Source organism: Streptomyces sp. NPDC087422, from assembly GCF_044744145.1.
GTDB lineage: Bacteria > Actinomycetota > Actinomycetes > Streptomycetales > Streptomycetaceae > Actinacidiphila.
Map to the genome: position 1 here is coordinate 196,029 of NZ_JBIUXT010000011.1, position 21,632 is coordinate 217,660.

Below are 21,632 nucleotides of genomic sequence, written 5' to 3' on the forward strand. Positions count from 1 at the left end.
CGTGGCACCGAAGCCGCTTCGAGGCCGCTTCGATGTCGCTTCGAAGCCGCGCGCATAGGGATATCCCTACGGATTTCCGGCGGGCCTTACTTCCTGTGAGCGCACTGTGCAGACTCCCACCCGGGGTGCCACCCACGCCACCCGCCTTCCGACCCTCCGCCGTCGGCTCATCCGCCTACCCCACAAGAGGATCCGATGAGAAACAGACTTCTGTCCCTGGTCGCCGCCGCGGGCGTCCTCGTCGCGGGCGGCGCGGTCGCCGCGGCGCCCGCGCAGGCCGCACCACCCCCACGGACCGCCCCCCACGCCGCCCCGGCCGCCTGCACCCCCACCCAGGTGATCGCCAACGGCGGCTTCGAATCCGGCAGTTCACCCTGGACGAGCTCCACCGGAGTGATCACCACCGGCGGCGGGCAGAGCGCGCACGCGGGCACCCAGTTCGCCTGGCTGAACGGGTACGGCTCCACGCACACCGAGAGCCTGTCGCAGACCGTCACGATCCCCGCCGGGTGCTCGGCCGCCAGCCTGACCTTCTGGCTGCACATCGACACCGCGGAGACCACGACCACCACCGCCTACGACAAGCTGACCGCGAAGATCGGCAGCACCACGCTGGCGACGTACTCCAACCTCGACGCGGCCACCGGCTATGTGCAGCGGACCGTCGACGTGTCCGCGTTCGTCGGGCAGAGCGTCACCCTGGCCTTCACCGGCACCGAGGACTCCGGCCTCCAGACCAGCTTCGTCCTGGACGACATCGCGCTGAACACCTCGGGCGACACCACACCGCCCCCGGCGGCCGACGCGACCCGTACGCCCGCGGCGCCCGCGTACACCGTCAGCCTGACCAGCGACACGACCGGCGGCACCTGGAACGGCCACGAGAGCGTGAACCTCACCAACGCCTCGGCCACGCCGCTCACCGAGGTGTACCTGCGGCTGTGGGACAACTACCACGGCAGTTGCCCGACGACGCCGATCACCGTCACCAACGTGACCGGCGGCACCGCGTCCGCCCTGACGGTCAACTGCACCGCGCTGAAGGTGACGCTGCCCGCGGCGCTGGCCCAGGGGCAGAGCGGCACGGTCGGGTTCGACCTGAAGATCGTGGTGCCCAGCGGGGCCGACCGGTTCGGCAAGGACGGCTCCTTCAGCTTCATCGGCAACGCGCTGCCGGTGCTGGCGATCCGGGACGCGGCGGGCTGGCACCTCGACCCGTACACCAACAACGGCGAGGCGTTCTACTCGCTGGCCGCCGACTTCTCGGTGACGCTCGACCACCCGACGGGCATCTCCGTCCCGGCGACCGGCACCTCGGTGGACACCCCCGGCGCCTCCGGCCGCACCGTCACCAAGGCGACGGCGAGCAAGGTCCGCGACTTCGCCTGGGCCGCGGGCCCGTTCAGCAAGGTCTCCGGTACGTCGCCGGGCGGCGTGAAGGTCAACGTGTACGCGGTGAGCGGCATCAGCACCGCCAACTCCAACTCCATGCTGACCGTTTCGGAGAACGCGGTGGACGCGCACGCGGGCCGCTTCGGCGCCTACCCGTACAGCGAGATCGACGCGGTGCTGGACAACAACTTCTGGTTCGGCGGGATGGAGTACCCGGGCTTCGTCCTCGACCTGGTCGACACCACCGCGCTGACCCACGAGATCGGGCACCAGTGGTGGTACGGGATCGTCGGCGACGACGAGTACAACAGCCCGTGGCTGGACGAGTCGTTCGCGGACTACTCCACCGACCTGGCGCTCGGCAAGACCGGCGCGAGCTGCTGGAACAGCGTCTCCTGGGCGTCCTCCGCCGAGAAGATCACCAACTCGATGGCGTACTGGGACGCGCACTCCTCGCGCTACGGCACGGTCGTCTACAACTACGGCAAGTGCGCCCTGCACGACCTGCGGCGCCTCATCGGTGACACCGCGATGACCCAACTCCTGCGCGGCTACGCGCAGTCGCACTGGTACGGCGTCTCCACCACCGCGGAGTTCAAGGCCGCGGCCCAGGCGGCGACCACGGTCGACCTGACGTCCTTCTGGACGCAGCACCGGATCGACGGCTAGGGCCTGTCCGGCGGATCGACGGCCAGGGCCGCGCCACGGGCCCCGGGCCGCCGGCCCTCAAGGCCGAGGGGCCGGGTCCGGGTCCAGGCCCGGCCGGGACCCGGCCCCTCACTTCTCGCCCCCGTCCGGGAGCCGCGGCGGTTCCCGGACGGGGTGCCCCACACGCGACGCCTCCGACGACCGTCACGCCTTCTTGACAGGTGCACGATCGAAGCTGATGATCGGGGCCCACGCCGTGTCGGGAGGGCCCCGGGCATGACAGAAGCGACGCGTTCCGCAGGCAGGACCGCCGCCCGCCCCACCCCCACGAGGCGGGCTGCGGTCCGCAGCCGCGCCGCGCTGATGACCGCCGCGCGGGCCGCACTCGGCGGCGGCGCCGGTGTCCTGCTCACCGGCCCCGCCGGAATCGGCCGCAGCACCCTGCTGACGGCGCTGGCCGACGAACACGCCGCGGCCGGCCACCGCGTCCTGCGCTGCGCGCCCTCCCCCGCCGAGCGGCACCTGCCGTACGTCGGCCTCATCGACCTGCTGTCCGACGTCGGGGACACCGCCTTCGCCGACCTCCCGCCGCCGGAACGCGACGCGCTGCGCGCCGCCCTGCGCCGCCCGCCCGCGGCGGCCGGGGCCGCTCCCCCCGACCCGCTCACCCTGCGCCTGGCCCTGCTCCGCCTGCTCACCGCGCTCTGCGCCCGCTCCCCCGTCCTGCTGGCCGTGGACGACGTCCAGTGGCTCGACGCACCGACCGCCGCCCTCCTCGCCTTCGCCACCCGCCGCGCCGCCCGCCTGCCGCTGACCACCGCCGTCGCCCTCCGCGCGGACGGCGCCGCGTGGACGGGAGCCGAAGGGGCCGCGGTGCTGGACGTGCCGCCGATGACCGAGCGGGAGGTGGCCGAACTGCTCGGCGGGCGCGCGGTGGCGGCCCGCGTGCACGCCGAGAGCGGCGGAAACCCCTACGTGGCGCTGGAGTTGACCCGCGCGCTCGGCGAGGGCGAGACGGCGGGGCCGCTCCCCGTACCCCGTTCGCTGCGCGAGTCGCTGCTCGGCCGGGTGTCAGGTCTCACGGCCGGGGCGCGGACCACGGTGCTCGCCGCGAGCGCCGCCGAGCGGCCCACCGTACGGCTGTTGCGCCGGGCGGGGCGGGAGAACGCGGTGGCCGAACTGGCCGAGGCGGTACGGCAGGGGGTCGTGGAGCCGGTGCCGGACGGCGGGGCGGTGCGCTTCGTACCGCCGCTGCTGGCGCGGGTGGTGTACGAGGACGCGGAGCCCGACGAGCGGCGGCGGGTGCACACGGCGCTCGCGGCGGCGGCCGGTGATCCGGTCGAACGGGCCCACCACCTGGCGTCGTTGACGCCCGGCTGGGACGCGGAGGTGGCCGCCGCGCTGTCGGCGGCGGCGACCGCGGCGCGCCGCCGGGGCTCCCCCGCGACCGCGGCGAGACTCGGGCGGCTCGCGGCCGACCGCACTCCGCCGGGGGACGCGGCGGCCGAGACCGACCGGCTGCTGACGGCGGCGGAGGACGCGGTCGCGGCGGGCGACTACCCGCTGGCCCGCCGTATCGCGCACGAGGTGCTGCACGAACCGCCGGCCGAACCGGGCAGGCCCGCGGACCGGGTCAGGGCGTGGATGGTCATCGTGGACTCGTGCGGCCAGGCGATGGCCGAAGTGGCGGACGTCTTCCCGCAGGCGCTCGAGGACGCGCGGGACGACCCGCGGCTGCTGGCCCAGTTGCACCACCGGATGAGCTGGCGGGCCTGGATGGTGGAGGGCACGGCGGTCAAGGCCCATACGCACGCGGCGCGTTCGGCCGTACTGGCCAGGAGCGCGGGCGACCGCCGCACCGAACTGTCGGCGCTCAGCCAGCAGGCGGCCGTCGAGTTCTACCTCGGCCGCCCGGAGGCCGAGGACACCCTGGCCGCCGCGCTGGCGGGGCCGCAGGACCCGCGCGTGCTCTTCGACCACAACGGCCCGGTCTTCCTCAAGCACCGCCGCCATCTGCTGCACGACCGGCTGGACGACGCGCGGACCGAACTGCGGGCGCTGGTCTACACGGTACGGCGGCGCGGCTCGGCCGAGAGCCTGTGCCAGTGCCTGTCGGGCCTCGCCCAGGTGGAGATCCTGCGGGGCCGCTGCGAAAGCGCCCTCGACCTGGCACACCAGAGCCTGCGGATCGCGGAACAGGGCGGGCTGAGCCAGGGCCCCGCCTGGTACGCGGTCGCGCTCGCGGAGGCGGCGGGCGGCAGTACGGAACGGGCGCTGGCCGCCGCCGACCGGGCCAGACGGCACAGCGAGGACGACGACGACCAGCTCTTCCTGCCCAGGGCGCTGCACGCGGAGGGCCATGTGCGGCTGCTGCGCGGCGAGACGGCCGCGGCCGTGCACGCGCTCCAGCGGGCCAGGCTGCTGGAGACGGGACAGGGGCAGGGCGATCCGGCGATGCGCCGCTGGCAAGCGGACCTCGCCGAAGCACTGGTCAGGTCGGGCGCCACCGACGAGGCCGCCGACCTGGTCGCGGCGACCCGCGCGCAGGCCGCCCGGCTCGGCCGCCGCGGGCTGCTCGCCGTGCTCGACAGGGCCGCCGCGCTGGTCACCGAGGCGCGCGGCGACTCGGACGCGGCGGTGGCCCAACTCGGCGCGGCCGTCACCACGTTGACCGCGCTGCCGTATCCGCTGGAGGAGGGCAGGGCGCGGCTGGCGCTGGGACGGCTGCACGCCAGGCGCGGCGATCCGCGGGCGGCGCGGGCCGCGCTCGACGCGGCGACGCGGGTCTTCCGCGCGGCCCGCGCGCACCCGTGGCTGGCGCTGACCGACGCCGAGGCCGACCGCGTCGACCGCGATGACCGGCTCGACCGGCTCGGCGGGTACGACCGGTTCGGCGGGTACGACGGGTTCGACCGCGTCGACCCGCCGGGCCGTGCGCACGACCGGGCCGCGCCGCTCACCGCGCTCAGCGACGCCGAGCGCCGGGTCGCCGCGCTGGCGGCGCGCGGCGCGAGCAACCGGGAGATCGCCGCGACCCTGGTGATCAGCGTCAAGACCGTCGAGGCCGCCCTCACCCGCGCCTACCGCAAGCTCAGCGTCCGCTCCCGCGTCGATCTGGCCAGGGTCGCCCTCGACCACCCGGCCGCCGACCGCCACGAGGTCTGACGGCGAGCGTGCGTACGTGACGCGAACACGGCCTCGCGGCACGTACGGAGGTACCGACGTACCGACGTACGGCCCTACGGACCCGCGGACTTGGGGGAGAACGCCGAGGGGCGCCCCGCCCGGTCGGCGGAACACCCCTTCGTACGAGCGAGTCGGCCGCCCCCGTGAACGACCGGCCCGCCTCGCCCTGTGCCTGACGCGAGGTCAGTGCATCCAGAGCAGGTAGAAGTTGTTGGTGCCCAACTCACAGATGTAGACCGGGCCGTGGATGGGCGCGTTGGCCTGTGCCTGGGCGACACACGACGCGTAGGTCGGGAAGTAGCCCATGAACATGAAGCCGCTGCCGGGCGGCGGGGAAGCCTGGGCCGCGCCGGCGAAGACGCCAAGGCCGAGCAGGGCGGTGGCCACCAGCGTTCCGGTGCGGGCCATCAGTCGCTTGGTCATGTGCACAACTCCTTTCCGGGCAGGCGGAAGCGCCTGCGGGGGGAGGGAAGGGGGCTTGCGTGTGCGGATCAGACGTCCAGATCAGAGCTGTTCGGGCCGCGCGCCGTGATCGAACGTTAGCCGTTGACTACAGGCCGCAGCAATAGGTCTAGGCCAATGTGTGACAGCAGCCGACGGATGGCCCTCGTGGGTCAGGTGAGGCGCAGTGCCGCCTCGCGGACGGCCAGCGTGTCCTGCCTGACCTCGCGCAGACCGGGCAGCGCGGCGCCACCCCCGACGCCGCCCTCGACACCCCCGCCGACCCCGATCCCGGCACCGGCCCCGACTCCGGCCCCGCCGACACCCCCGCCGCTCCCGTCCCCGCGCAGGCTCCCCGCCCACGCCACCAGCTGCCGACGGAAACCCGTACGCCCCGGCTCCGCCGTGTACGTGCGCCGCGTCCCGAGGCCCGGCCCGGCGTCCCAGGTGTCGACGTGCAAAGTGGCCGCCTCGTCGCGGGCGTACGGCGAGGGCAGGGTGAGCGTGGCCACCGAGTCCTCCGCCACGCACTCCAGCGTCTCCCGGTAGCGGCGGTGCCCGGGCAGCCGTACATGGGTGAGGTCGACCAGCAGGCCGTCGGCCGGGCGCCAGCGCGCGCTCACCGCGCTCGTACCCGCCCAGCCGGTGGCGTCGAGCAGCCGCCCGTGCAGCCGCAGGTCCCCGCCCGCCAGGATCGCGTGCACCAGATTGACCTGGTGGATCAGCGAGCCGCCGAGGCCGCGGGCGTACGCCTCACGCCGCCGCGCCGCCACCGCCGTCGCCTCCGTCGCCTCCGTCGCTTCCGCCACCGCCTCCGTCACTCCGGGGCCGAGCGCGCGGACCAGCGCCGCCTCGGCCGGCGGCGGCTGCGGGCCGAAGGGCGGCGGCGGATACGGCAGCAGGTGCTCGACCTGGTGCGGCGCGTTGGGGTCGTGGATGTCGGCGGTGATCCGGCGGACGGCGGGCAGGTGCTCCCGGCAGTGGTCGAGGAAGCGGGCCACGACCGGGTCGTGCCGCTTCATGTAACCCGCCGCCACCGGCACCCCCGAGCGCCGCTCGGCCGCCGCCAGCTCGTCGATCTCCGCGAGGTCGAGGCTGACCGGTTTCTCGCAGAGCACCGGCAGGCCCCGTTCCAGACAGCCCAGGACCACGTCCCGGTGCGTCCACCACGGCGTGCAGACCAGCGCGGCCCGCGCCCCGGCCCGTACCGCCTCGTCCAGCGTCCGGCAGACGGCGACACCGTCCGCCGGGCGCGCGCCACCGACCGGGCTCCCGGTTCCGGCCGGTGTCACCCCACCGGCCCCGTCCGCCGCACAGGACCCGGCGCCCGCCCGCGTACCGGGAAACCAGGCCCGTACGGCCGCGGTGTGCGCCGGATCGGGGTCGATGACGGCGACCGGGCGCAGCAGCTCCGGGAGGTCGCGCATCTCGCGCAGATGCGCCGCGTGCGCCACCTTGCCCGCGCCGATCAACGCCACGGGAACCGGTTGTCCCATCGGTCCGCACCCCTTTTCCGTCTCTCTCCCAGCGCATCACACGGCGGGCGGCGCGCGCCCGCCGGGGTGAGGGTCACTGGCGTGGCGACCGATGGTGCCCGACCATGTATGCGTGGAGGTGCGACGATGCGGTGGCCAGTGTCAAAAACAGGTATTGACATGCCGACGTGTGCCCAAGAGGATGTTTCCCACGTTGGCGCCCTGCGCCTCCGCACCCATTCGACGCGGGCGACGAATAGGCGATGTGCAACCGGAAAAGTCGCACTTGCGGGCTTCCGGTCGCCGGGCCGCGCCGGTAATACCCCTCACTCCTGGAAGCACTCATGGAACCGGCGGCGAACACTCGTCCGCCGGCTTAGGACAGAACCGTTGCTAGAGTCGCTTCGGGTGCTGTCGGCACGCCGCGGGCCGACCCACGGGACCGGTCCGCGGTGACGAGAGGGGGCTAGCCGTGGCGGGAGTTGTTCGCAGTGGCGGGGCGGATGCCGAGGACATCGGTCTCGCTCTGTACCAGACGCTGCGCACCAACGGATCCATAGCCCCGGAGAAGGCGGCCGCGGGCATCGGGCTGACCGACGCCGAGGCCAGGGCCGGTTGGTCGGAGCTGCGGGAGCTGGGGCTCATACGCGCCGGTCGGGTGCCGGAGGAGGTCGATTCGGTGGAGCCCGACACCGCCCTGATCGGTCTGCTGGCCCGGCAGCGCGAGGCGCTCCAGGCCCAGCGCGACGAGTTGTCCTCGATCGTGCGGGCGGCCGAGTCGCTGATGGAGCGCTACCGCCCCGCGGTGTTGCGCGACGCGGCGGAGATCGAGGTGGAACTCCTCATCGGGGAAAACCGTAAGCGGCAGTCCATCGGCGATTTCAATGCGCGCATCACGGAATCCACCGGTTCGATGCATCCGGGACCGCTGCCGCCCGCCGAAGTTCTCGTGCATTCCATCGCCGCGGACAGCGCGCTTATCGAGCGGGGCGTGAAAGTCCGCGCCGTATACGGGCAGAGCATTAATTCCGCGCCACGTCAACGTAAATACCTGACGGAACTCTCGGCGGTCGGAGTCGAGGTCAGGCTGGCGACCCAGGTCCCCTTCGACCTCCTGATAGCGGATTCGCACAGCGCGCTTGTCTCGGCCAATCCCGACAACCCTTCGGGCCCCGCCGTCATCGTCCGCGGCGCGGCTCTGGTCCGGTCGTACGTGGCGCTCTACGAGGACTGCTGGCTGCGCGCGGTGCCGTACTCGGCGAAGTCGGCGGGGAGCTTCGACTCGGGGGGCGAGCTGACCGAACAGCACCGCACGACGATGCGACTTCTGGCCAACGGGCTGACAGATGAGCGGATCGCGCGCAAACTAGGGGTGTCCCTGCGCACTGTGAGTCGCCTGGTATCAGAGATCATGCGATATCTCCAGGCGGACAGCCGGTTCCAGGCGGGAGTCCTCGCTGCGGCCCATGGGCTAATTTGACCTGCGCATTCGCGCCATTGCGCACTTACGCACAACCGGAATCTGGCCTGGCCCTGTCCGATTTTGACATCATCGGCAGGGCTACGCGTACCTATCACCCCCTTGAGCGCCTGCCCTCCCAACGAAGGATCACGATGTCGCGCATCCGGCACACGACCAAGATTTCCGCCGTCGCCGCCCTGGTGCTCGCTCTGTCGTCGGCTATCGGAACAACCGTCGCCTTCGCCGACGCCGGTTCGGATTCCGCTCCGGCGCCCAGTGCACCCGCGGACACGTCGGTGGCCCCGGACAACTGGTTCCCCGGTGCTCAGCCCGCGAACTGGTTCCCCGGCGCCAGCGCGGACACCGGCCCGGACAACTGGTTCCCGAACGCCGTACCGGCGAACTGGTTCCCCACCGCGAGCGCCGTATCCCCCGACAACTGGTTCCCGGGTGCCGTACCCGTGAACTGGTTCCCCAGCGCCGTGGCCGTCTCTCCCGACAACTGGTTCCCGAACGCCGTCCCCGCCGGGAACTGGTTCCCGAATATCGCCCCGACCGATGTGACCGTGTCATCACTGTCGGTTTAATTTCCCCGAGCTCTCCGCGCCACCAGGTCCTGGTTTCCCCGCCGGACCCCGGCGCCGCAAGACCCGCCAAGACCCGCACAGCGCTGTACGGCCCGTGAGCGATATTCACGGGCCGTACAGCGTTTCCTGCATTGTGGGGGGAATCCTGGGGGCTCAGGGAGCCGATGTCACTTCCTGACAGGGGCGGGCGATCCGCAGGGACCGCCGCACCAGTTCATCGATGTCCGTGGCCGCGTCCTCGGCTGCCGGATGTACGGCGAGCCAGCCGAGGTGGCGGCGCAGGAAGGCCGCGAGGGCCGGCACCGTCCGTAGGGGGAGACGGACGGTGCGGCCCTCGACAATCAGATCGGCCCAGGAGGCGAGTGTGCCTCGTATGGCGGCGCGCGCCTCGACAGCCGGCCCGTTCAGGGGGATGCCGGGCCGGGCAGTGCCGGTCAGTCGGTCGCCGGAGTTCGGCGCCGGTACGAGTGCCACCTCCAACTCGCCGTATACCCGGGGAAGCAAGGCGAGTTGCCGATCCAACCGCTCCTGGCAAGGAACGCACAGGGCAGGGTCCGTCTCGACACAAAGGTGTCCGCTACGGAAATCAATCTCCTGCACTGCCGCTGTCCCTTCCTCGCTTGGGGCGGTAAGAAGAGCGAACCAGGAACAGGGTGATCCGGACAATGTCCACGGACCGGCCGGATTCTGCCATGGCGCAATCGCGCATCTAAGCACGTGGCAAGGTCACGACGGAAGCTGTGCCTCAATCGCCCCAACGACCTCCGCAGCCTCGGGCTCGGTCCGCGGCCGAAAACGCCCGACGATTTCTCCCGAGGCGCTGACCAGGAACTTCTCGAAGTTCCAGGTGATGTCACCGGCTTCTCCGGCCGCGTCGGGCACATCGGTCAGCCTGGCGTAGAGCGGATGCCGGTTCGCGCCATTGACATCCGCCTTCTCCAGCAGCGGGAAGCTGACGCCGTAGGTCGTGGAGCAGAAGGTCTGGATCTCCTCGGCGGTGCCGGGCTCCTGTCCGCCGAACTGGTTGCACGGCACGCCCAGGACGGTGAAGCCGCGGTCGGCGTAGCGCTTCTGCAACCTCTCCAGGCCCTCGTACTGCGGGGTCAGGCCGCACTTGGAGGCGACGTTGACCACCAGGACGGCTTTGCCCGCGTGGGCGCCGAGGGTGGTGGGGTCGCCGTCGATGGTGTTCAGGGGGATGTCGTAGAGGCTTGCGGGGTTGCTCATGAGTGAATTCTCCTATCGGTCCGTGACCGTGATGCCCAGGGTCTGGGCGAGCGCGGGGGCGAGGTCGAGAAGCTGCGAGGAGCTGATGAGGGCGCCGCGCAGCGACTCGTATCCGTCGGCGAGGTCGATGGTGACCGCGCCGCGCAGGTCGGCCTTCTTCAGCGTCGCGCGGCCGAGCCGGGCGCGCTCGATGCTGCTGCCGGGGAAGGTCACCCCGTTCAGCTTGGCCTCGCCGAAGTCGACGTCGCGCAGGACGCAGTCCTCGAAGGCCACGTCGTGCAGGGCGGTGGCGCGCAGATTCACGGAGTCCAGTTTGCAGCGCCGGAAGGTGACCCGGCGCAGGACGGCTCCGAACGCCTCCACACCCGCCAGCGAGCAGGCGGTGAGCGAGGAGTCCAGCCAGTCGCTCTCGGCGAGCGAGACGCCCGTGAAGCGGCTGCCGGTGGCCCACAGGTCGTTGATCCGGGACCGGCGCAGGGTGGTGTCCGTGAAGGTGCAGTCGGTGACCGCGCACTCCAGGAAGCGGGAGCCGTTGGCCGCCTCGTCCTCGAAGGCGAGGCGGTCGAAGTGGACGGTGTCGTAGTCCCCTTCGACGGCCAGCGGGCCGGTGTGAGGACGCAGCAGATCGGCGTACGGAAGGTCGGCGAGTTCGTCCGGGGGTGTCACTCGGCCAGCGTACGCGGCACCTCCGACAGCGCCCCGTGAGGCATCGGCGGCCCACCGGGAAGCCGACTTAAGGGACATACACCCCACCCCTTGCTAGGTTGCAGCCCATGAGCGCAACCAGCGCCGCGGCGGCGGACGCTCCCCCGGCCGCCCTGCGGATGCCCCGCCGCCGCGGTGTGGAGCTGTCGCTGATCGTCGCCGCGGTACTGATCTCGGTGTACGGCTACGCCGAGGTCGGCCTGGCCAGGAACGGCGCGGTGCCGCCCGACGCCGCGGCCTACGGGGCGGGCCTCGGCGTGCTCGCGCTCCTGGCCCACCTCGCGGTCCGGGCCCGCGCCCCCTACGCCGATCCGCTGCTGCTGCCGATCGCCGTGCTGCTCAACGGCTTCGGCCTGGTGCTGATCTACCGCCTCGACCTGGAGCCGGTGCTCGGCGGCCGGGCGGCGCCCACCCAGCTGATCTGGTCCACGCTCGGGGTGGCGCTGTTCATCGCGGTGGTGCTGGCGCTGCGCGACCACAGGACACCGGCCCGCTACGCGTACATCAGCGTGACCGCCGCGCTGCTGCTCATGGTGCTGCCGATCTTCTTCCCCGCGATCAACGGCGCGAAGATCTGGATCAGGGTCGCCGGATTCTCCTTCCAGCCGGGCGAGTTCGCCAAGGTGCTGCTCGCGGTCTTCTTCGCCGCCTACCTGTCGGCCAACCGCGCGGCGCTGGCGTACGCGGGCCGCCGGGTGTGGCGGCTGCAACTGCCCACCGGCCGCGTGCTGGGCCCGGTGGTGGCGATCTGGCTGCTCAGCGTCGGCGTCCTGGTGGTCGAGCGCGACCTGGGCACCTCGCTGCTCTTCTTCGGCCTGTTCGTGATCATGCTGTACGTGGCGACCGGGCGCACCGGGTGGATCGCCGTGGGGCTGCTGCTCGCCGGGGTGGGCGCGTGCGCGGTCGGCGCGCTGGAGCCGCACGTGCACAGCAGGGTGCAGGACTGGCTGCACCCCTTCGCGACCATCGACGCGGGCATCGGCCCCAACCAGATCTCGCAGTCGCTGTTCGCCTTCGCCAACGGCGGGGTGCTCGGCACCGGGCTCGGCCAGGGCCACTCCGCGCTGATCGGCTTCGCCGCGAAGTCGGACTTCATCCTGGCCACCGCGGGCGAGGAGCTGGGCCTGTTCGGACTGACCGCGCTGCTCCTGCTGTACGCGCTGCTGGTGGCGCGCGGCTTCCGGGCCGGGCTCGCGCTGCGCGACCCCTTCGGGCGGCTGCTCGCGGTCGGCCTGGCCTCGATCCTGGCGCTCCAGGTCTTCGTGATCACCGGCGGGGTGATGGACCTGATCCCGATGACGGGCATGGCGATGCCGTTCCTCGCGCAGGGCGGCTCGTCCGTCGTGACCAACTGGATCATCGTGGCGCTGCTGATCCGGCTCAGCGACAGCGCCCGCCGCCCGGCGCCCGATCTGCCCGAGGGGCCGCCGGACCAGCTCGCGCCGCTGGAGCGGACCCGGTGATCCGCTGTGTGCGGCACGCCGCCGCCTTCTGCTTCCTGCTGCTGGTCGCGCTGCTGCTCAACGCGGCGCGGGTGCAGGTCGTCAAGGCGTCCGCGTACGACGGCAACCCGGCCAACCGGCGGATCGCGATCACCCGTTACCACCAGCCGCGCGGCGACATCCTCGTCGGCGGCTCCCCGGTGACCGGATCACGCGACGCGGGCGGCCAGTTGAGGTACCAGCGGACGTACGCCGACGGGCCGCTGTACGCGCCGGTGACCGGCTTCGCCTCGCAGACGTACGGCACGACGCTGCTGGAGGGCACCGAGGACGGGGTGCTGTCGGGCACGGCCTCGCAGTTGGCGTCGGTGCCGCTGTGGAACGAGATCACCCGGGCGCGGCAGCGCGGCGGCGATGTGCACACCACGATCGACGCGGCGGCGCAGCGGGCGGCGTACACCGGCCTCGCGGGCCGCAGGGGCGCGGTGGCCGCGGTGGATCCGGCGACCGGGCGGATTCTGGCGCTGGTGTCGTCGCCGTCCTACGACCCGGCGGCGCTGTCGGGCACCGGCGCGGCGGTGAACGACGCGTGGACGCGGATGAACACGGACACAAGTCAGCCGATGCTGGACCGGGCGATCCGGCAGACGTATCCGCCGGGTTCGACGTTCAAGGTCGTCACGGCCGCCGCCGCGCTCCAGAGCGGCAAGGTCACCGATCTGCTGGCGCCGACGCGCTCGCCCGATCCGTACCGGCTGCCGGGTTCGACGGCCACGCTCACCAACGAGGGCGGCGGCTGCGCCGACGCCAGCATGTACGACGCCTTCCGGGTGTCGTGCAACACCGTCTTCGCCAAGCTGGGCGCCGACGTGGGGCTGGCCGGGATGCGGGCGCAGGCGCAGGCGTTCGGCTTCAACGACACGCGGCTGCGGATTCCGCCGTCCGTCGCGAAGAGCAACTTCGACACGCGGATGAGCCCCGACCAGGTGGCGCTCTCCTCGATCGGGCAGTTCGACACGACCGCGACGCCGTTGCAGATGGCGATGGTGGCGGCGGCGGTCGGCAACGGCGGGGTGCTGATGGCGCCGTACCTGGTGGACTCGGTGACCAACCACAGCGGGGCGACGGTCTCCGCCGACGGGCCCCGGACGCTGCACCGGGCGATGAGCGAGGGCACCGCGCGGCAGCTCCAGCAGCTGATGGAGGCGGTGGTCACCGACGGCACCGGCACCAACGCGGCGATCCCCGGTGTCGTCGTCGGCGGCAAGACCGGCACCGCGCAGCACGGTGTGGACAACACCGGGACGCCGTACGCCTGGTTCATCTCCTACGCGAAGCCGCCGGGCGGTACGCAGGCGTCGGTGGCGGTGGCGGTGGTCGTCGAGGACGCGGAGGCGGTGCGGGCGGACATCTCCGGCGGCGGGAACGCGGCGCCCGTCGCGCGGGCGGTCATGCAGGCGGTGCTGAACGCGCGCTGACGTGCCGTCGGGGACAAGTACCGTGCGACGGCGGTCACTTCACCTTGGGGAAGCTGAAGGCGTAGCCCTGCCCCTTGAGCCAGGGCAGGATCTGCTCCAGCGCGTCCACGGTCTGCTCGCGGTCGCCGCCGCCGTCGTGGAAGAGGATCGTCGGGCCGTTGCTCAGCTCGTACTTGATGGTCTGCACGATCGTGCCGACGCCGGGCTTGGTGTAGTCCTTGGTGTCGACGTTCCAGCCGAGCGGGCGCATGCCGTGCTGGGCGGCGAGCGCGCGGCTGGCCGGGGTGAAGGCGCCGCCGGGGGCGCGGTAGTACTGCACGGGCGCGCCGCCCGAGGCTTCCTCGATCATGGCGTAGGCGTCCATGATCTCCTTCTGCTGGTACGCGAAGGGCTTGTGGTCCATCGACTCGTCGTGGGTCACGGTGTGGTCGCACAGCCGGTGTCCCGCGGCGACGACGGCGCGTACGAGATCGGGGTGGGCCTTGGCCTGCGGGCCGATCATGCAGAAGGTGGCGTGGACGCCGTGCTGCTTGAGGACGTCGAGCACCTTGGGCGTCCAGACCGGGTCGGGTCCGTCGTCGATGGTGATGTTGACGGCCTTGCCCGCGGCTTCCGGCGCGTGCACGATCGTGTCGGGCACCGCGGCCACGGTGGGTATGTGGCTGGTGGGCGTACTGGACGGGCCGGTCGAACCCGCGCCCGTACCGCCGCCGTCGCTCCCGTTGCCGCCGCCCTTGCCGCCGCCGTTCACCCCGCCGATGACGCCGGTGCCGTTGTTCGCCGACGCCTTGCCGTGCCCGTGTGCCAGGACCGCGGTGGCCACCGACGCGATCACCACCACCAGGACCGCCATCGTGATGGCCGCCGCCTGCGGCATCGTCCTCAGTCGCCCCACCGAGAATCGCCCTCCGGTCATCGTCTGTACCCGCCCGCCTCGTTGATTCCATCGACCCGGTCCGCGCCGTGTTCCACGCGCTGTCCGCACGGCCGGCCGTCCCCCCGGCTCCGCGACCGAATAGATGCTGCTGCCTCCGCGTCGGTTCCGCCATGGGCACGTCGGCGACACTGCCGTTACAGAACCCGGACGTCCGGCTAACTCCCTGGTGGCGACGTCAGCCCGGTGCACCGGCGCAACTGCTCGTACCGGTCGGTGATCCGCTGCCCCGCCGCGCCGGTCCGCGGCTGCGGTACGCCCGCGCCGTCGACGAGGGCGGGCGCGAAGACGGCGCGGGTGACCTTGCCGCGGCGGACGGTCAGTGTGGTGACGCCGGTCTCGTCGGAGTGCGGGTACGGCGAGGAGCCGTACCAGAGGAAGTTGCCGAACCCGTAGGCCACATAGGTCGGGCCCAGCATGCCGGAGCCGAGCATCACATGGGCGTGGGTGCCGACCACCGCGGTGGCCCCGGCCGCCGACAGGTCGGCCGCGATCGACTTCTGCTCGGGCCCCGGGCAGCTCTGGCCCTCGGTGCCCCAGTGCAGATAGACCACCACGACGTCGGCGTGCGCCTTGGCGTCCCTGACCGCCTTCAGCAGCCGGGGGCGGTCGAGCGCGGAGGCGATGCCGGGGGCGGTGGCGGTGGCCCGGAAGTTCTCGTTGGTGATGTCGTAGACCTGGCTGGCGGCGACGACCGCGAGGCGTACGCCGTTGACCGTCTCGGTGTACGGGCGGTACGCCTGCGCCGCGTCGGCGCCGATGCCGACCACGGGGACCGGCGCCACGCGCTTGGCCGCGAGGCTGTCGGCCAGGCCCTGGGCGCCGTAGTCCACGGCGTGGTTGTTGGCCATGGTGACGGCGTCGACGCCGGACCGCTGGAGCGCGGCGAGCGCGTCGGGGCCGGTCCTGAAGTGGTACTTCTTCGGCTGCGGGGTGCCGCGCGTGGTGATCGCGGACTCCAGGTTGACCATCGAGAAGTCGGCGGCGGCCAGCGCCGTCGACATCGGCCCGAGCGCCGGGTCGATGCCGAGCCGGTTCGCCGTCCGCTCGGTGAAGTGCACGTCCCCGGCGAAGGCGAGGGTCACGGTGCCGACGGGCTCGGCCGGACGCGCGGCGGCGGCCGCCGTCGGCGTCGAGGAGGGCGCGGCGCCGCCGGTCGTGGCGGTGCGCGAGTCCGGTGCGGGTCCGGCCTCGGTGGAGCCGCCGCGGCCGTAGGCCACGTACAGGGAACCGGCGGCGACGAGCAGCAGCGCCGTACCGCCGACGACGGTGTTTCTGCGTCGGCGGCGTGCTCTGGCCCGGCGGGTCTCGCGCCGCGATTCCGGTCCGGCTCCCTCGTTCATCGGACAAGCGTACGATCCGCTCGCCGTAGGTCAGTGCGGGGCCGCCCCCTGCGCGATGGCGTCGGTGACCTCGGCCACGCGGGCCTGCTCCTCGGCGGCGAAGCGTTCCGCGTCGAGTTTCTCCGCGATCTCCTCGTCCTCGTCCATGAGCTGGTCGAGGTTGGAGTCACCGAGGTCGAAGACGCCCATGTCGAGGTACGCCTTCTGGAGCCGGGGTCCCCACAGGCCGATGTCCTTCACGCACGGCACGATGCGGCTGAAGAGCAGCTTGCGGAACAGGTGCAGGAATTCGGAGCGTTCGGTCATCTCGGCGGCCTCGGCGGTGGGGATGCCGAAGTTCTCCAGGACTTCGAGGCCGCGCAGCCGGTCGCGCATCAGGTAGCAGCCCTCGATGACGAAGTCCTCGCGCTCGCGCAGTTCCGCGTCGGTGAGCTGCTTGTAGTAGTCGCGCAGCGCCATCCGTCCGAAGGCGACGTGCCGGGCCTCGTCCTGCATGACGTAGGCCAGGATCTGCTTGGGCAGCGGCTTGGTGGTGGTGTCGCGGATCATGCCGAAGGCGGCGAGCGCCAGGCCCTCGATGAGCACCTGCATGCCGAGGTAGGGCATGTCCCAGCGCGCGTCGCGCAGGGTGTCGCCGAGCAGCGCCTGGAGGTTGTCGTTGATCGGGTAGACCATCCCGACCTTGTCCTGGAGGAAGCGGCCGTAGATCTCGGCGTGCCGGGCCTCGTCCATGGTCTGGGTGGCGGAGTAGAACTTCGCGTCGAGGTCGGGGACGGACTCCACGATCCGGGCGGCGCAGATCATCGCGCCCTGCTCGCCGTGGAGGAACTGGCTGAACTGCCAGGAGGTGTAGTGCTGCCGCAGCAGCCCGCGGTCGCGGGCGTTCATCGCATCCCAGTAGCGGCTGCCGTAGATGGACATGGCCTCGTCGGGGGTGCCGAGCGGGTCGTACGGGTCGACCTCCAGGTCCCAGGCGATGCGCTTGGCCGCGTCCCACTGCTTGTCCTTGCCCTTCTGGTAGAGGGCGAGCAGGCGTTCGCGGCCGTCGCCGTACTCCCAGGAGAAGCGGGCGGCGCCCTGGGCCGGGACCTGCCAGATCCACTCGGTGGGCGGTTGCGTGTACAGGGCTTCCGTCGACATCGGCGGCTCCATTCCACGTGCGCGGGGTCTTGACGGGCTTGTTGACACAGAGTCTCATAAGAGTCGTACCGCAGGTAACCCTCATGCGCCGGAGGCCACTTCACGATGGACACCAGCCTGATCGACCGCGAGAAGACCGCGGAGCGGCTGCTGGCCGCGTCCGCCAAGCACTCGTTCGACCCGGACACCGAGCTGGACTGGGACGCGCCCTTCGAGGAAGGCAAGTGGTTCTGGCCGCCGGAGCTGGTGTCGCTGTACGACACCCCGCTGTGGAAGCGGATGTCGCAGGAGCAGCGTGTCGAGCTGAGCCGCCACGAGGCGGCGTCGCTGTGCTCGATCGGCGTGTGGTTCGAGACGATCCTGATGCAGCTCCTGCTGCGGCACACCTACGACCTGGACCCGACCAGCAACCATGTGCGGTACGCGCTGACGGAGATCGCCGACGAGTGCCGGCACTCGAAGATGTTCGCGCGGGCCGTGACGAAGATGGGCACGCCCACCTACCGCCCCAGCAGGCTCGACCACAATCTCGGCCGGCTGATCAAGACGGTGTCCACCACGCCCGGCGCCTTCACCGGCACGCTGCTGGCCGAGGAGATCCTGGACTGGATGCAGCGGCTGACCTTCCCCGACGACCGCGTGCAGCCCTTCGTCCAGGGCGTGACCCGGATTCACGTGGTCGAGGAGGCCCGGCACATCCGCTACGCCCGCGAGGAGCTGCGCCGCCAGATGGTGACGGCGCCGCGCTGGGAGGTCGAATTCACCCGGCTGACCTCCGCGCAGGCCGCCAGGACCATCGCCCGTTCGCTGATCAGCCCGCAGGTCTACGCGTCGGTGGGCCTCGACCCCGTCCAGGCGGCCGAGGCGGCCCGCACCAGCCCGCACCGCCGCGAGGTGATGCGGCAGTCGGCGAAGCGGCTGATGGACTTCCTGGACGAGATCGGGCTGATCAAGGGCCCGAGCCGCAAGCTGTGGCGCTCGTCCGGACTGCTCGGCTGACCCGGCCGCGCCCGCGGACCCGGACACCCGTGCGAAGCCCCGCGCCCGGGCGGACCCGTTCACGTGTGCGGGCGGATAGTCTGCTGGACATGACCAGCAGCGCGGCGCCCGCATACCGCCGGATGAGCGTCGAGCAGCGCCGTACGCAGTTGCTGGCCGCCGCCGTCGACCTGTTCGGCCACCGGCGGCCGGAGGACGTGTCGGTCGACGACGTCGCGGCGGCGGCCGGGGTCTCCCGGCCGCTGGTCTACCGCTACTTCCCCGGCGGCAAGCAGCAGTTGTACGAGGCCGCGGTGCACGACGCGGCGCAGGAGCTGATCGGCCGCTTCGGCGTCCCCTCGCAGGGGCCGCCCACCGAACGGCTCGCGGACGCGCTGGACCGCTACCTGGCGTATGTGGACGAGCACGACGCGGCGTACGGGGCGCTGCTGCGCGGCGGCAGCGTCGCCGAGACCAGCCGTACGGACGCGATCGTGGACGACGTACGGCGCAGGGCCGCGGAGCAGGTGCTGCACCACCTCGGGGTGACGGCGCCGGGGCCGCGGCTGGCGATGATGGTCAGGTCGTGGATCGCCTGCGTGGAGGCGATATCGCTGATCTGGCTGGACGAGGGCAAGCAGCCGCCGGTCGCGGAGCTGCGGGCGTGGCTGGTGGACCACTTCATCGGGCTGCTGCTGGTGACCGCGACGACCGACCCGGAGGCCGCGGAGGCCGCCGCCCGCGCGCTGGCGCTGGAGACCCCGAGCAGCCCGGCTGGCGGGCTGGCGCGGCGGCTCGCGCCGATCGCGGACGCGGTCGCACATCTGCTCCCCGACCCCTCCTGACCCCGACCGGGGAACCCCGCGCCGCCCGCCGTGCCATCCTGAGCGGGTGAGACACGAGGACACGGAATTCGTCGGGGGCCCGCTGGACGGGCGGGTGCTCGGCGTGCTCGCCGGGATGACCGGGCAGCCGCCGCGCGTCTACACCGTGCCCGTACCCACGCCCGAGGGCGGTCCGCCGGTGGTGCACGTCTACCACCGCGAGCCCAGCCCCGGCCCGCGCGGCTCCCGCCGTACCCGCTGGGTCTTCGTGTACGACCCGGAGGGCAACCGCCCGGACGGCCCCAAGTGGCCCTGGCGCAAAGGCGCCTGACGCCCCGCCGGACGGGCCCGCGCGGCCACGCGGGACATCGCGTCGGACCGGGCCGCGCGGCGTGCGGCGCAAAGGCGGCAGAACCGGACGGTTCCACAGGTCAAAGGGCCGGGTATTGGTCCGGACCATTGACACGCATTGGTCTGGACCTGTTTGCTGCGCGGTGACATGCGCCGTCCTCACCGAAGGAGCATCCCCCCATGCTCTCCACCGCACCGCGCAACAGACGCAGAACCTTCATCGCCGCCTCCGCCACCCTCGCGGGCGCCGTCGCGCTCGGCGGGCTCGTGGCGCTCGCCCCGTCCGCCAGCGCGGGCGAGTTCCTGACCAACGGCGGCTTCGAGACCGGCGGCCTGTCCGGCTGGAGCTGCGACGCGGGCACCGCCGCCGTCGTCAGCGGCCAGGCGCACAGCGGCACTTACGCCCTCCAGGGCACCCCGAGCGCGAGCGGCACCGCGCAGTGCAAGCAGAACGTGTCCGTCGCGCCGAACACCACGTACACCCTGACCGCCCAGGTCAAGGGCGCGTACGTCTACCTCGGCGTGGACGGCGGCACCAGTACGTGGACGCCCGGCACGGGCAGCGGCTACGCGGCGCTGAGCGTGTCCTTCACCACCGGCGCGAGCCAGACCAGCGCGGCGGTCTACGTGCACGGCTGGTACGGCCAGCCCGCGTACCTCGCCGACGACGTCTCGCTCCAGGGCCCCGGCAGCGGCACGACCACGCCGCCCACGACCCCGCCGACCACGCCGCCCACGACTCCGCCGACGACGCCCCCGACCACTCCCCCCACCACCCCGCCGACGACGCCTCCCACGACGCCGCCGACCACTCCCCCGACCTCGCCCCCGCCCTCCGGCGGACTGCCCACCCACGCGCTGGTCGGCTATCTGCACGAGACGTTCGCCAACGGCTCCGGCTACACCAAGCTGGCGGACGTGCCGGACAGTTGGAACATCATCGACCTGGCGTTCGGCGAGACCAGCTCGCCGACCTCGGGCAGCATCCACTTCACCCGCTGCTCGGCCAGCGAGTGCCCGGGAGTGGAGTCCGACGCGGACTTCAAGGCCGCGATCAAGGCCAAGCAGGCCAAGGGCAAGAAGGTGCTGCTGTCCATCGGCGGCGCGAACGGCGAGGTGCAGCTCACCACGACGGCCGCCCGCGACGCCTTCGTCTCCTCGGTGAGCGGCATCATCGACACCTGGGGCCTGAACGGCATCGACATCGACTTCGAGGGCCACTCGCTGTCCCTGAACACCGGTGACACCGACTTCAAGAACCCGACCACCCCGGTGATCGTCAACCTGATCTCGGCGCTGAAGACGCTCAAGGCCAAGTACGGCAGCGGCTTCGTGCTGACGATGGCGCCCGAGACGTTCTTCGTCCAGATGGGCTACCAGTACTACGGCTCGGGCCCGTGGGGCGGCCAGGACCCGCGCTGCGGCGCGTACCTGCCGGTGATCTACGCGATGCGCAACGACCTGACGCTGCTGCACGTCCAGGACTACAACTCCGGCTCGATCATGGGCCTGGACAACCAGTACCACTCCATGGGCGGCGCGGACTTCCACATCGCGATGACCGACATGCTCCTCACCGGCTTCCCGGTGGCGGGCAACACCGCCAACATGTTCCCGGCGCTCGCCCCCTCGCAGGTCGCGATCGGCCTGCCCGCCTCGGTCAACGCGGGCAACGGCTACACCGCCCCGGCCGCCGTCGACCAGGCGCTCGACTGCCTGACCAAGAAGACCAACTGCGGCGGCTACACCACCCACGGCACCTGGCCCGCGCTGCGCGGCCTGATGACGTGGTCGGTGAACTGGGACAAGTTCAGCAACTGGGAATTCCAGAAGAACTTCACCAGCTACTTCGGCTGAACCGCCCGCAGATCCCCCGCCGATCCGTCGGCTGACCCCTCGGCCGATCCGTCGGCCGGCCTTCGACCGAGCCGGTGACGGCTCCTGAAACGCGTACGGCCCGGCCGCCGAGGGCGGTGACCGGGCCGTACGCTTTTTATGTCCGGAAGGTGATCGCACGGC

The 21,632-nt window shown here is 72.0% G+C and carries 18 protein-coding genes; 10 read left to right on the top strand and 8 right to left on the bottom strand.

Features of this window, described 5'->3' with window-relative positions:
- Positions 1–195 precede the first annotated feature (195 nt).
- Both ACIO6U_RS29555 and ACIO6U_RS29560 read left to right on the top strand, forming a co-directional pair.
- Positions 196–2,061, top strand: coding sequence for a M1 family aminopeptidase (locus ACIO6U_RS29555; RefSeq protein ID WP_401723715.1), 1,866 nt, complete (start codon positions 196–198; stop codon positions 2,059–2,061).
- Between the two features lie 255 nt (positions 2,062–2,316).
- On the top strand, positions 2,317–5,205 hold the full coding sequence (locus ACIO6U_RS29560) for an AAA family ATPase (RefSeq protein WP_401723718.1): 2,889 nt from the start codon (positions 2,317–2,319) through the stop codon (positions 5,203–5,205).
- Between the two features lie 204 nt (positions 5,206–5,409).
- On the opposite strand, the gene ACIO6U_RS29565 is transcribed toward ACIO6U_RS29560, so the two are convergent.
- Positions 5,410–5,649: a hypothetical protein gene (locus ACIO6U_RS29565; RefSeq protein WP_355344375.1), complete on the bottom strand. Its 240-nt coding sequence runs from the start codon at positions 5,647–5,649 to the stop codon at positions 5,410–5,412.
- A 191-nt stretch (positions 5,650–5,840) separates the two neighbouring features.
- Positions 5,841–7,163, bottom strand: coding sequence for a Gfo/Idh/MocA family protein (locus ACIO6U_RS29570; RefSeq protein ID WP_401723721.1), 1,323 nt, complete (start codon positions 7,161–7,163; stop codon positions 5,841–5,843).
- A gap of 451 nt (positions 7,164–7,614) precedes the next feature.
- Here ACIO6U_RS29570 and ACIO6U_RS29575 point away from each other — a divergent pair, with 451 nt between their 5' ends.
- Together ACIO6U_RS29575 and ACIO6U_RS29580 are read left to right on the top strand one after the other, a co-directional pair.
- Positions 7,615–8,622: a LuxR C-terminal-related transcriptional regulator gene (locus tag ACIO6U_RS29575; RefSeq protein WP_188281775.1), complete on the top strand. Its 1,008-nt coding sequence runs from the start codon at positions 7,615–7,617 to the stop codon at positions 8,620–8,622.
- Between the two features lie 134 nt (positions 8,623–8,756).
- On the top strand, positions 8,757–9,191 hold the full coding sequence (locus tag ACIO6U_RS29580; protein WP_391044452.1) for a hypothetical protein: 435 nt from the start codon (positions 8,757–8,759) through the stop codon (positions 9,189–9,191).
- Positions 9,192–9,344: 153 nt separating this feature from the next.
- On the opposite strand, the gene ACIO6U_RS29585 is transcribed toward ACIO6U_RS29580, so the two are convergent.
- The 3 genes from ACIO6U_RS29585 to ACIO6U_RS29595 form a co-directional block, all read right to left on the bottom strand.
- Positions 9,345–9,791 (bottom strand): hypothetical protein, encoded by a 447-nt coding sequence (locus ACIO6U_RS29585; RefSeq protein ID WP_188281773.1) that lies wholly within the window; start codon positions 9,789–9,791, stop codon positions 9,345–9,347.
- Between the two features lie 126 nt (positions 9,792–9,917).
- Positions 9,918–10,418, bottom strand: coding sequence for a glutathione peroxidase (locus ACIO6U_RS29590; RefSeq protein WP_391044449.1), 501 nt, complete (start codon positions 10,416–10,418; stop codon positions 9,918–9,920).
- Between the two features lie 12 nt (positions 10,419–10,430).
- Positions 10,431–11,084, bottom strand: a complete 654-nt coding sequence (locus tag ACIO6U_RS29595) for a pentapeptide repeat-containing protein (protein ID WP_401723726.1) — start codon at positions 11,082–11,084, stop codon at positions 10,431–10,433.
- Positions 11,085–11,191: 107 nt separating this feature from the next.
- Here ACIO6U_RS29595 and ACIO6U_RS29600 point away from each other — a divergent pair, with 107 nt between their 5' ends.
- A complete protein-coding gene (locus ACIO6U_RS29600; RefSeq protein ID WP_355344391.1) occupies positions 11,192–12,586 on the top strand; it encodes an FtsW/RodA/SpoVE family cell cycle protein in 1,395 nt (464 codons plus the stop codon).
- On the top strand, positions 12,583–14,043 hold the full coding sequence (locus ACIO6U_RS29605) for a peptidoglycan D,D-transpeptidase FtsI family protein (RefSeq protein WP_401306412.1): 1,461 nt from the start codon (positions 12,583–12,585) through the stop codon (positions 14,041–14,043). Before ACIO6U_RS29600 ends, ACIO6U_RS29605 begins: the two co-directional genes overlap by 4 nt.
- Before the next feature lie 34 nt (positions 14,044–14,077).
- Here the strand turns inward: ACIO6U_RS29605 and ACIO6U_RS29610 are convergent, their stop codons facing one another.
- From ACIO6U_RS29610 to ACIO6U_RS29620, 3 genes are all read right to left on the bottom strand, one after another.
- Positions 14,078–14,920, bottom strand: a complete 843-nt coding sequence (locus ACIO6U_RS29610; RefSeq protein WP_401723731.1) for a polysaccharide deacetylase family protein — start codon at positions 14,918–14,920, stop codon at positions 14,078–14,080.
- A gap of 215 nt (positions 14,921–15,135) precedes the next feature.
- Entirely contained in the window at positions 15,136–16,320 is a 1,185-nt protein-coding gene (locus ACIO6U_RS29615) for a CapA family protein (protein WP_401723734.1), read from the bottom strand.
- Between the two features lie 30 nt (positions 16,321–16,350).
- Positions 16,351–17,460: a ferritin-like domain-containing protein gene (locus ACIO6U_RS29620; RefSeq protein ID WP_355344403.1), complete on the bottom strand. Its 1,110-nt coding sequence runs from the start codon at positions 17,458–17,460 to the stop codon at positions 16,351–16,353.
- A gap of 105 nt (positions 17,461–17,565) precedes the next feature.
- Here ACIO6U_RS29620 and ACIO6U_RS29625 point away from each other — a divergent pair, with 105 nt between their 5' ends.
- From ACIO6U_RS29625 to ACIO6U_RS29640, 4 genes are all read left to right on the top strand, one after another.
- Positions 17,566–18,459 (top strand): diiron oxygenase, encoded by an 894-nt coding sequence (locus ACIO6U_RS29625; RefSeq protein ID WP_391161583.1) that lies wholly within the window; start codon positions 17,566–17,568, stop codon positions 18,457–18,459.
- Between the two features lie 89 nt (positions 18,460–18,548).
- Positions 18,549–19,283: a TetR/AcrR family transcriptional regulator gene (locus tag ACIO6U_RS29630; protein WP_355344409.1), complete on the top strand. Its 735-nt coding sequence runs from the start codon at positions 18,549–18,551 to the stop codon at positions 19,281–19,283.
- A 46-nt stretch (positions 19,284–19,329) separates the two neighbouring features.
- A complete protein-coding gene (locus tag ACIO6U_RS29635) occupies positions 19,330–19,593 on the top strand; it encodes a hypothetical protein (protein ID WP_355344412.1) in 264 nt (87 codons plus the stop codon).
- 200 nt (positions 19,594–19,793) lie between these two features.
- Entirely contained in the window at positions 19,794–21,470 is a 1,677-nt protein-coding gene (locus tag ACIO6U_RS29640) for a carbohydrate binding domain-containing protein (RefSeq protein ID WP_355344415.1), read from the top strand.
- The last annotated feature ends 162 nt before the right edge of the window (positions 21,471–21,632 follow it).

Excerpts from the sequence above, each read along its gene's own strand:
- ACIO6U_RS29640 (WP_355344415.1), top strand. The coding sequence starts at position 19,794 with ATGCTCTCCACCGCACCGCGCAACAGACGCAGAACCTTCATCGCCGCC.
- ACIO6U_RS29625 (WP_391161583.1), top strand. The coding sequence starts at position 17,566 with ATGGACACCAGCCTGATCGACCGCGAGAAGACCGCGGAGCGGCTGCTG.
- ACIO6U_RS29590 (WP_391044449.1), bottom strand. The coding sequence starts at position 10,418 with ATGAGCAACCCCGCAAGCCTCTACGACATCCCCCTGAACACCATCGAC.
- ACIO6U_RS29620 (WP_355344403.1), bottom strand. The coding sequence starts at position 17,460 with ATGTCGACGGAAGCCCTGTACACGCAACCGCCCACCGAGTGGATCTGG.
- ACIO6U_RS29600 (WP_355344391.1), top strand. The coding sequence starts at position 11,192 with ATGAGCGCAACCAGCGCCGCGGCGGCGGACGCTCCCCCGGCCGCCCTG.
- ACIO6U_RS29560 (WP_401723718.1), top strand. The coding sequence starts at position 2,317 with ATGACAGAAGCGACGCGTTCCGCAGGCAGGACCGCCGCCCGCCCCACC.
- ACIO6U_RS29615 (WP_401723734.1), bottom strand. The coding sequence starts at position 16,320 with ATGAACGAGGGAGCCGGACCGGAATCGCGGCGCGAGACCCGCCGGGCC.
- ACIO6U_RS29580 (WP_391044452.1), top strand. The coding sequence starts at position 8,757 with ATGTCGCGCATCCGGCACACGACCAAGATTTCCGCCGTCGCCGCCCTG.
- ACIO6U_RS29610 (WP_401723731.1), bottom strand. The coding sequence starts at position 14,920 with ATGCCGCAGGCGGCGGCCATCACGATGGCGGTCCTGGTGGTGGTGATC.
- ACIO6U_RS29630 (WP_355344409.1), top strand. The coding sequence starts at position 18,549 with ATGACCAGCAGCGCGGCGCCCGCATACCGCCGGATGAGCGTCGAGCAG.
- ACIO6U_RS29565 (WP_355344375.1), bottom strand. The coding sequence starts at position 5,649 with ATGACCAAGCGACTGATGGCCCGCACCGGAACGCTGGTGGCCACCGCC.
- ACIO6U_RS29555 (WP_401723715.1), top strand. The coding sequence starts at position 196 with ATGAGAAACAGACTTCTGTCCCTGGTCGCCGCCGCGGGCGTCCTCGTC.
- ACIO6U_RS29570 (WP_401723721.1), bottom strand. The coding sequence starts at position 7,163 with ATGGGACAACCGGTTCCCGTGGCGTTGATCGGCGCGGGCAAGGTGGCG.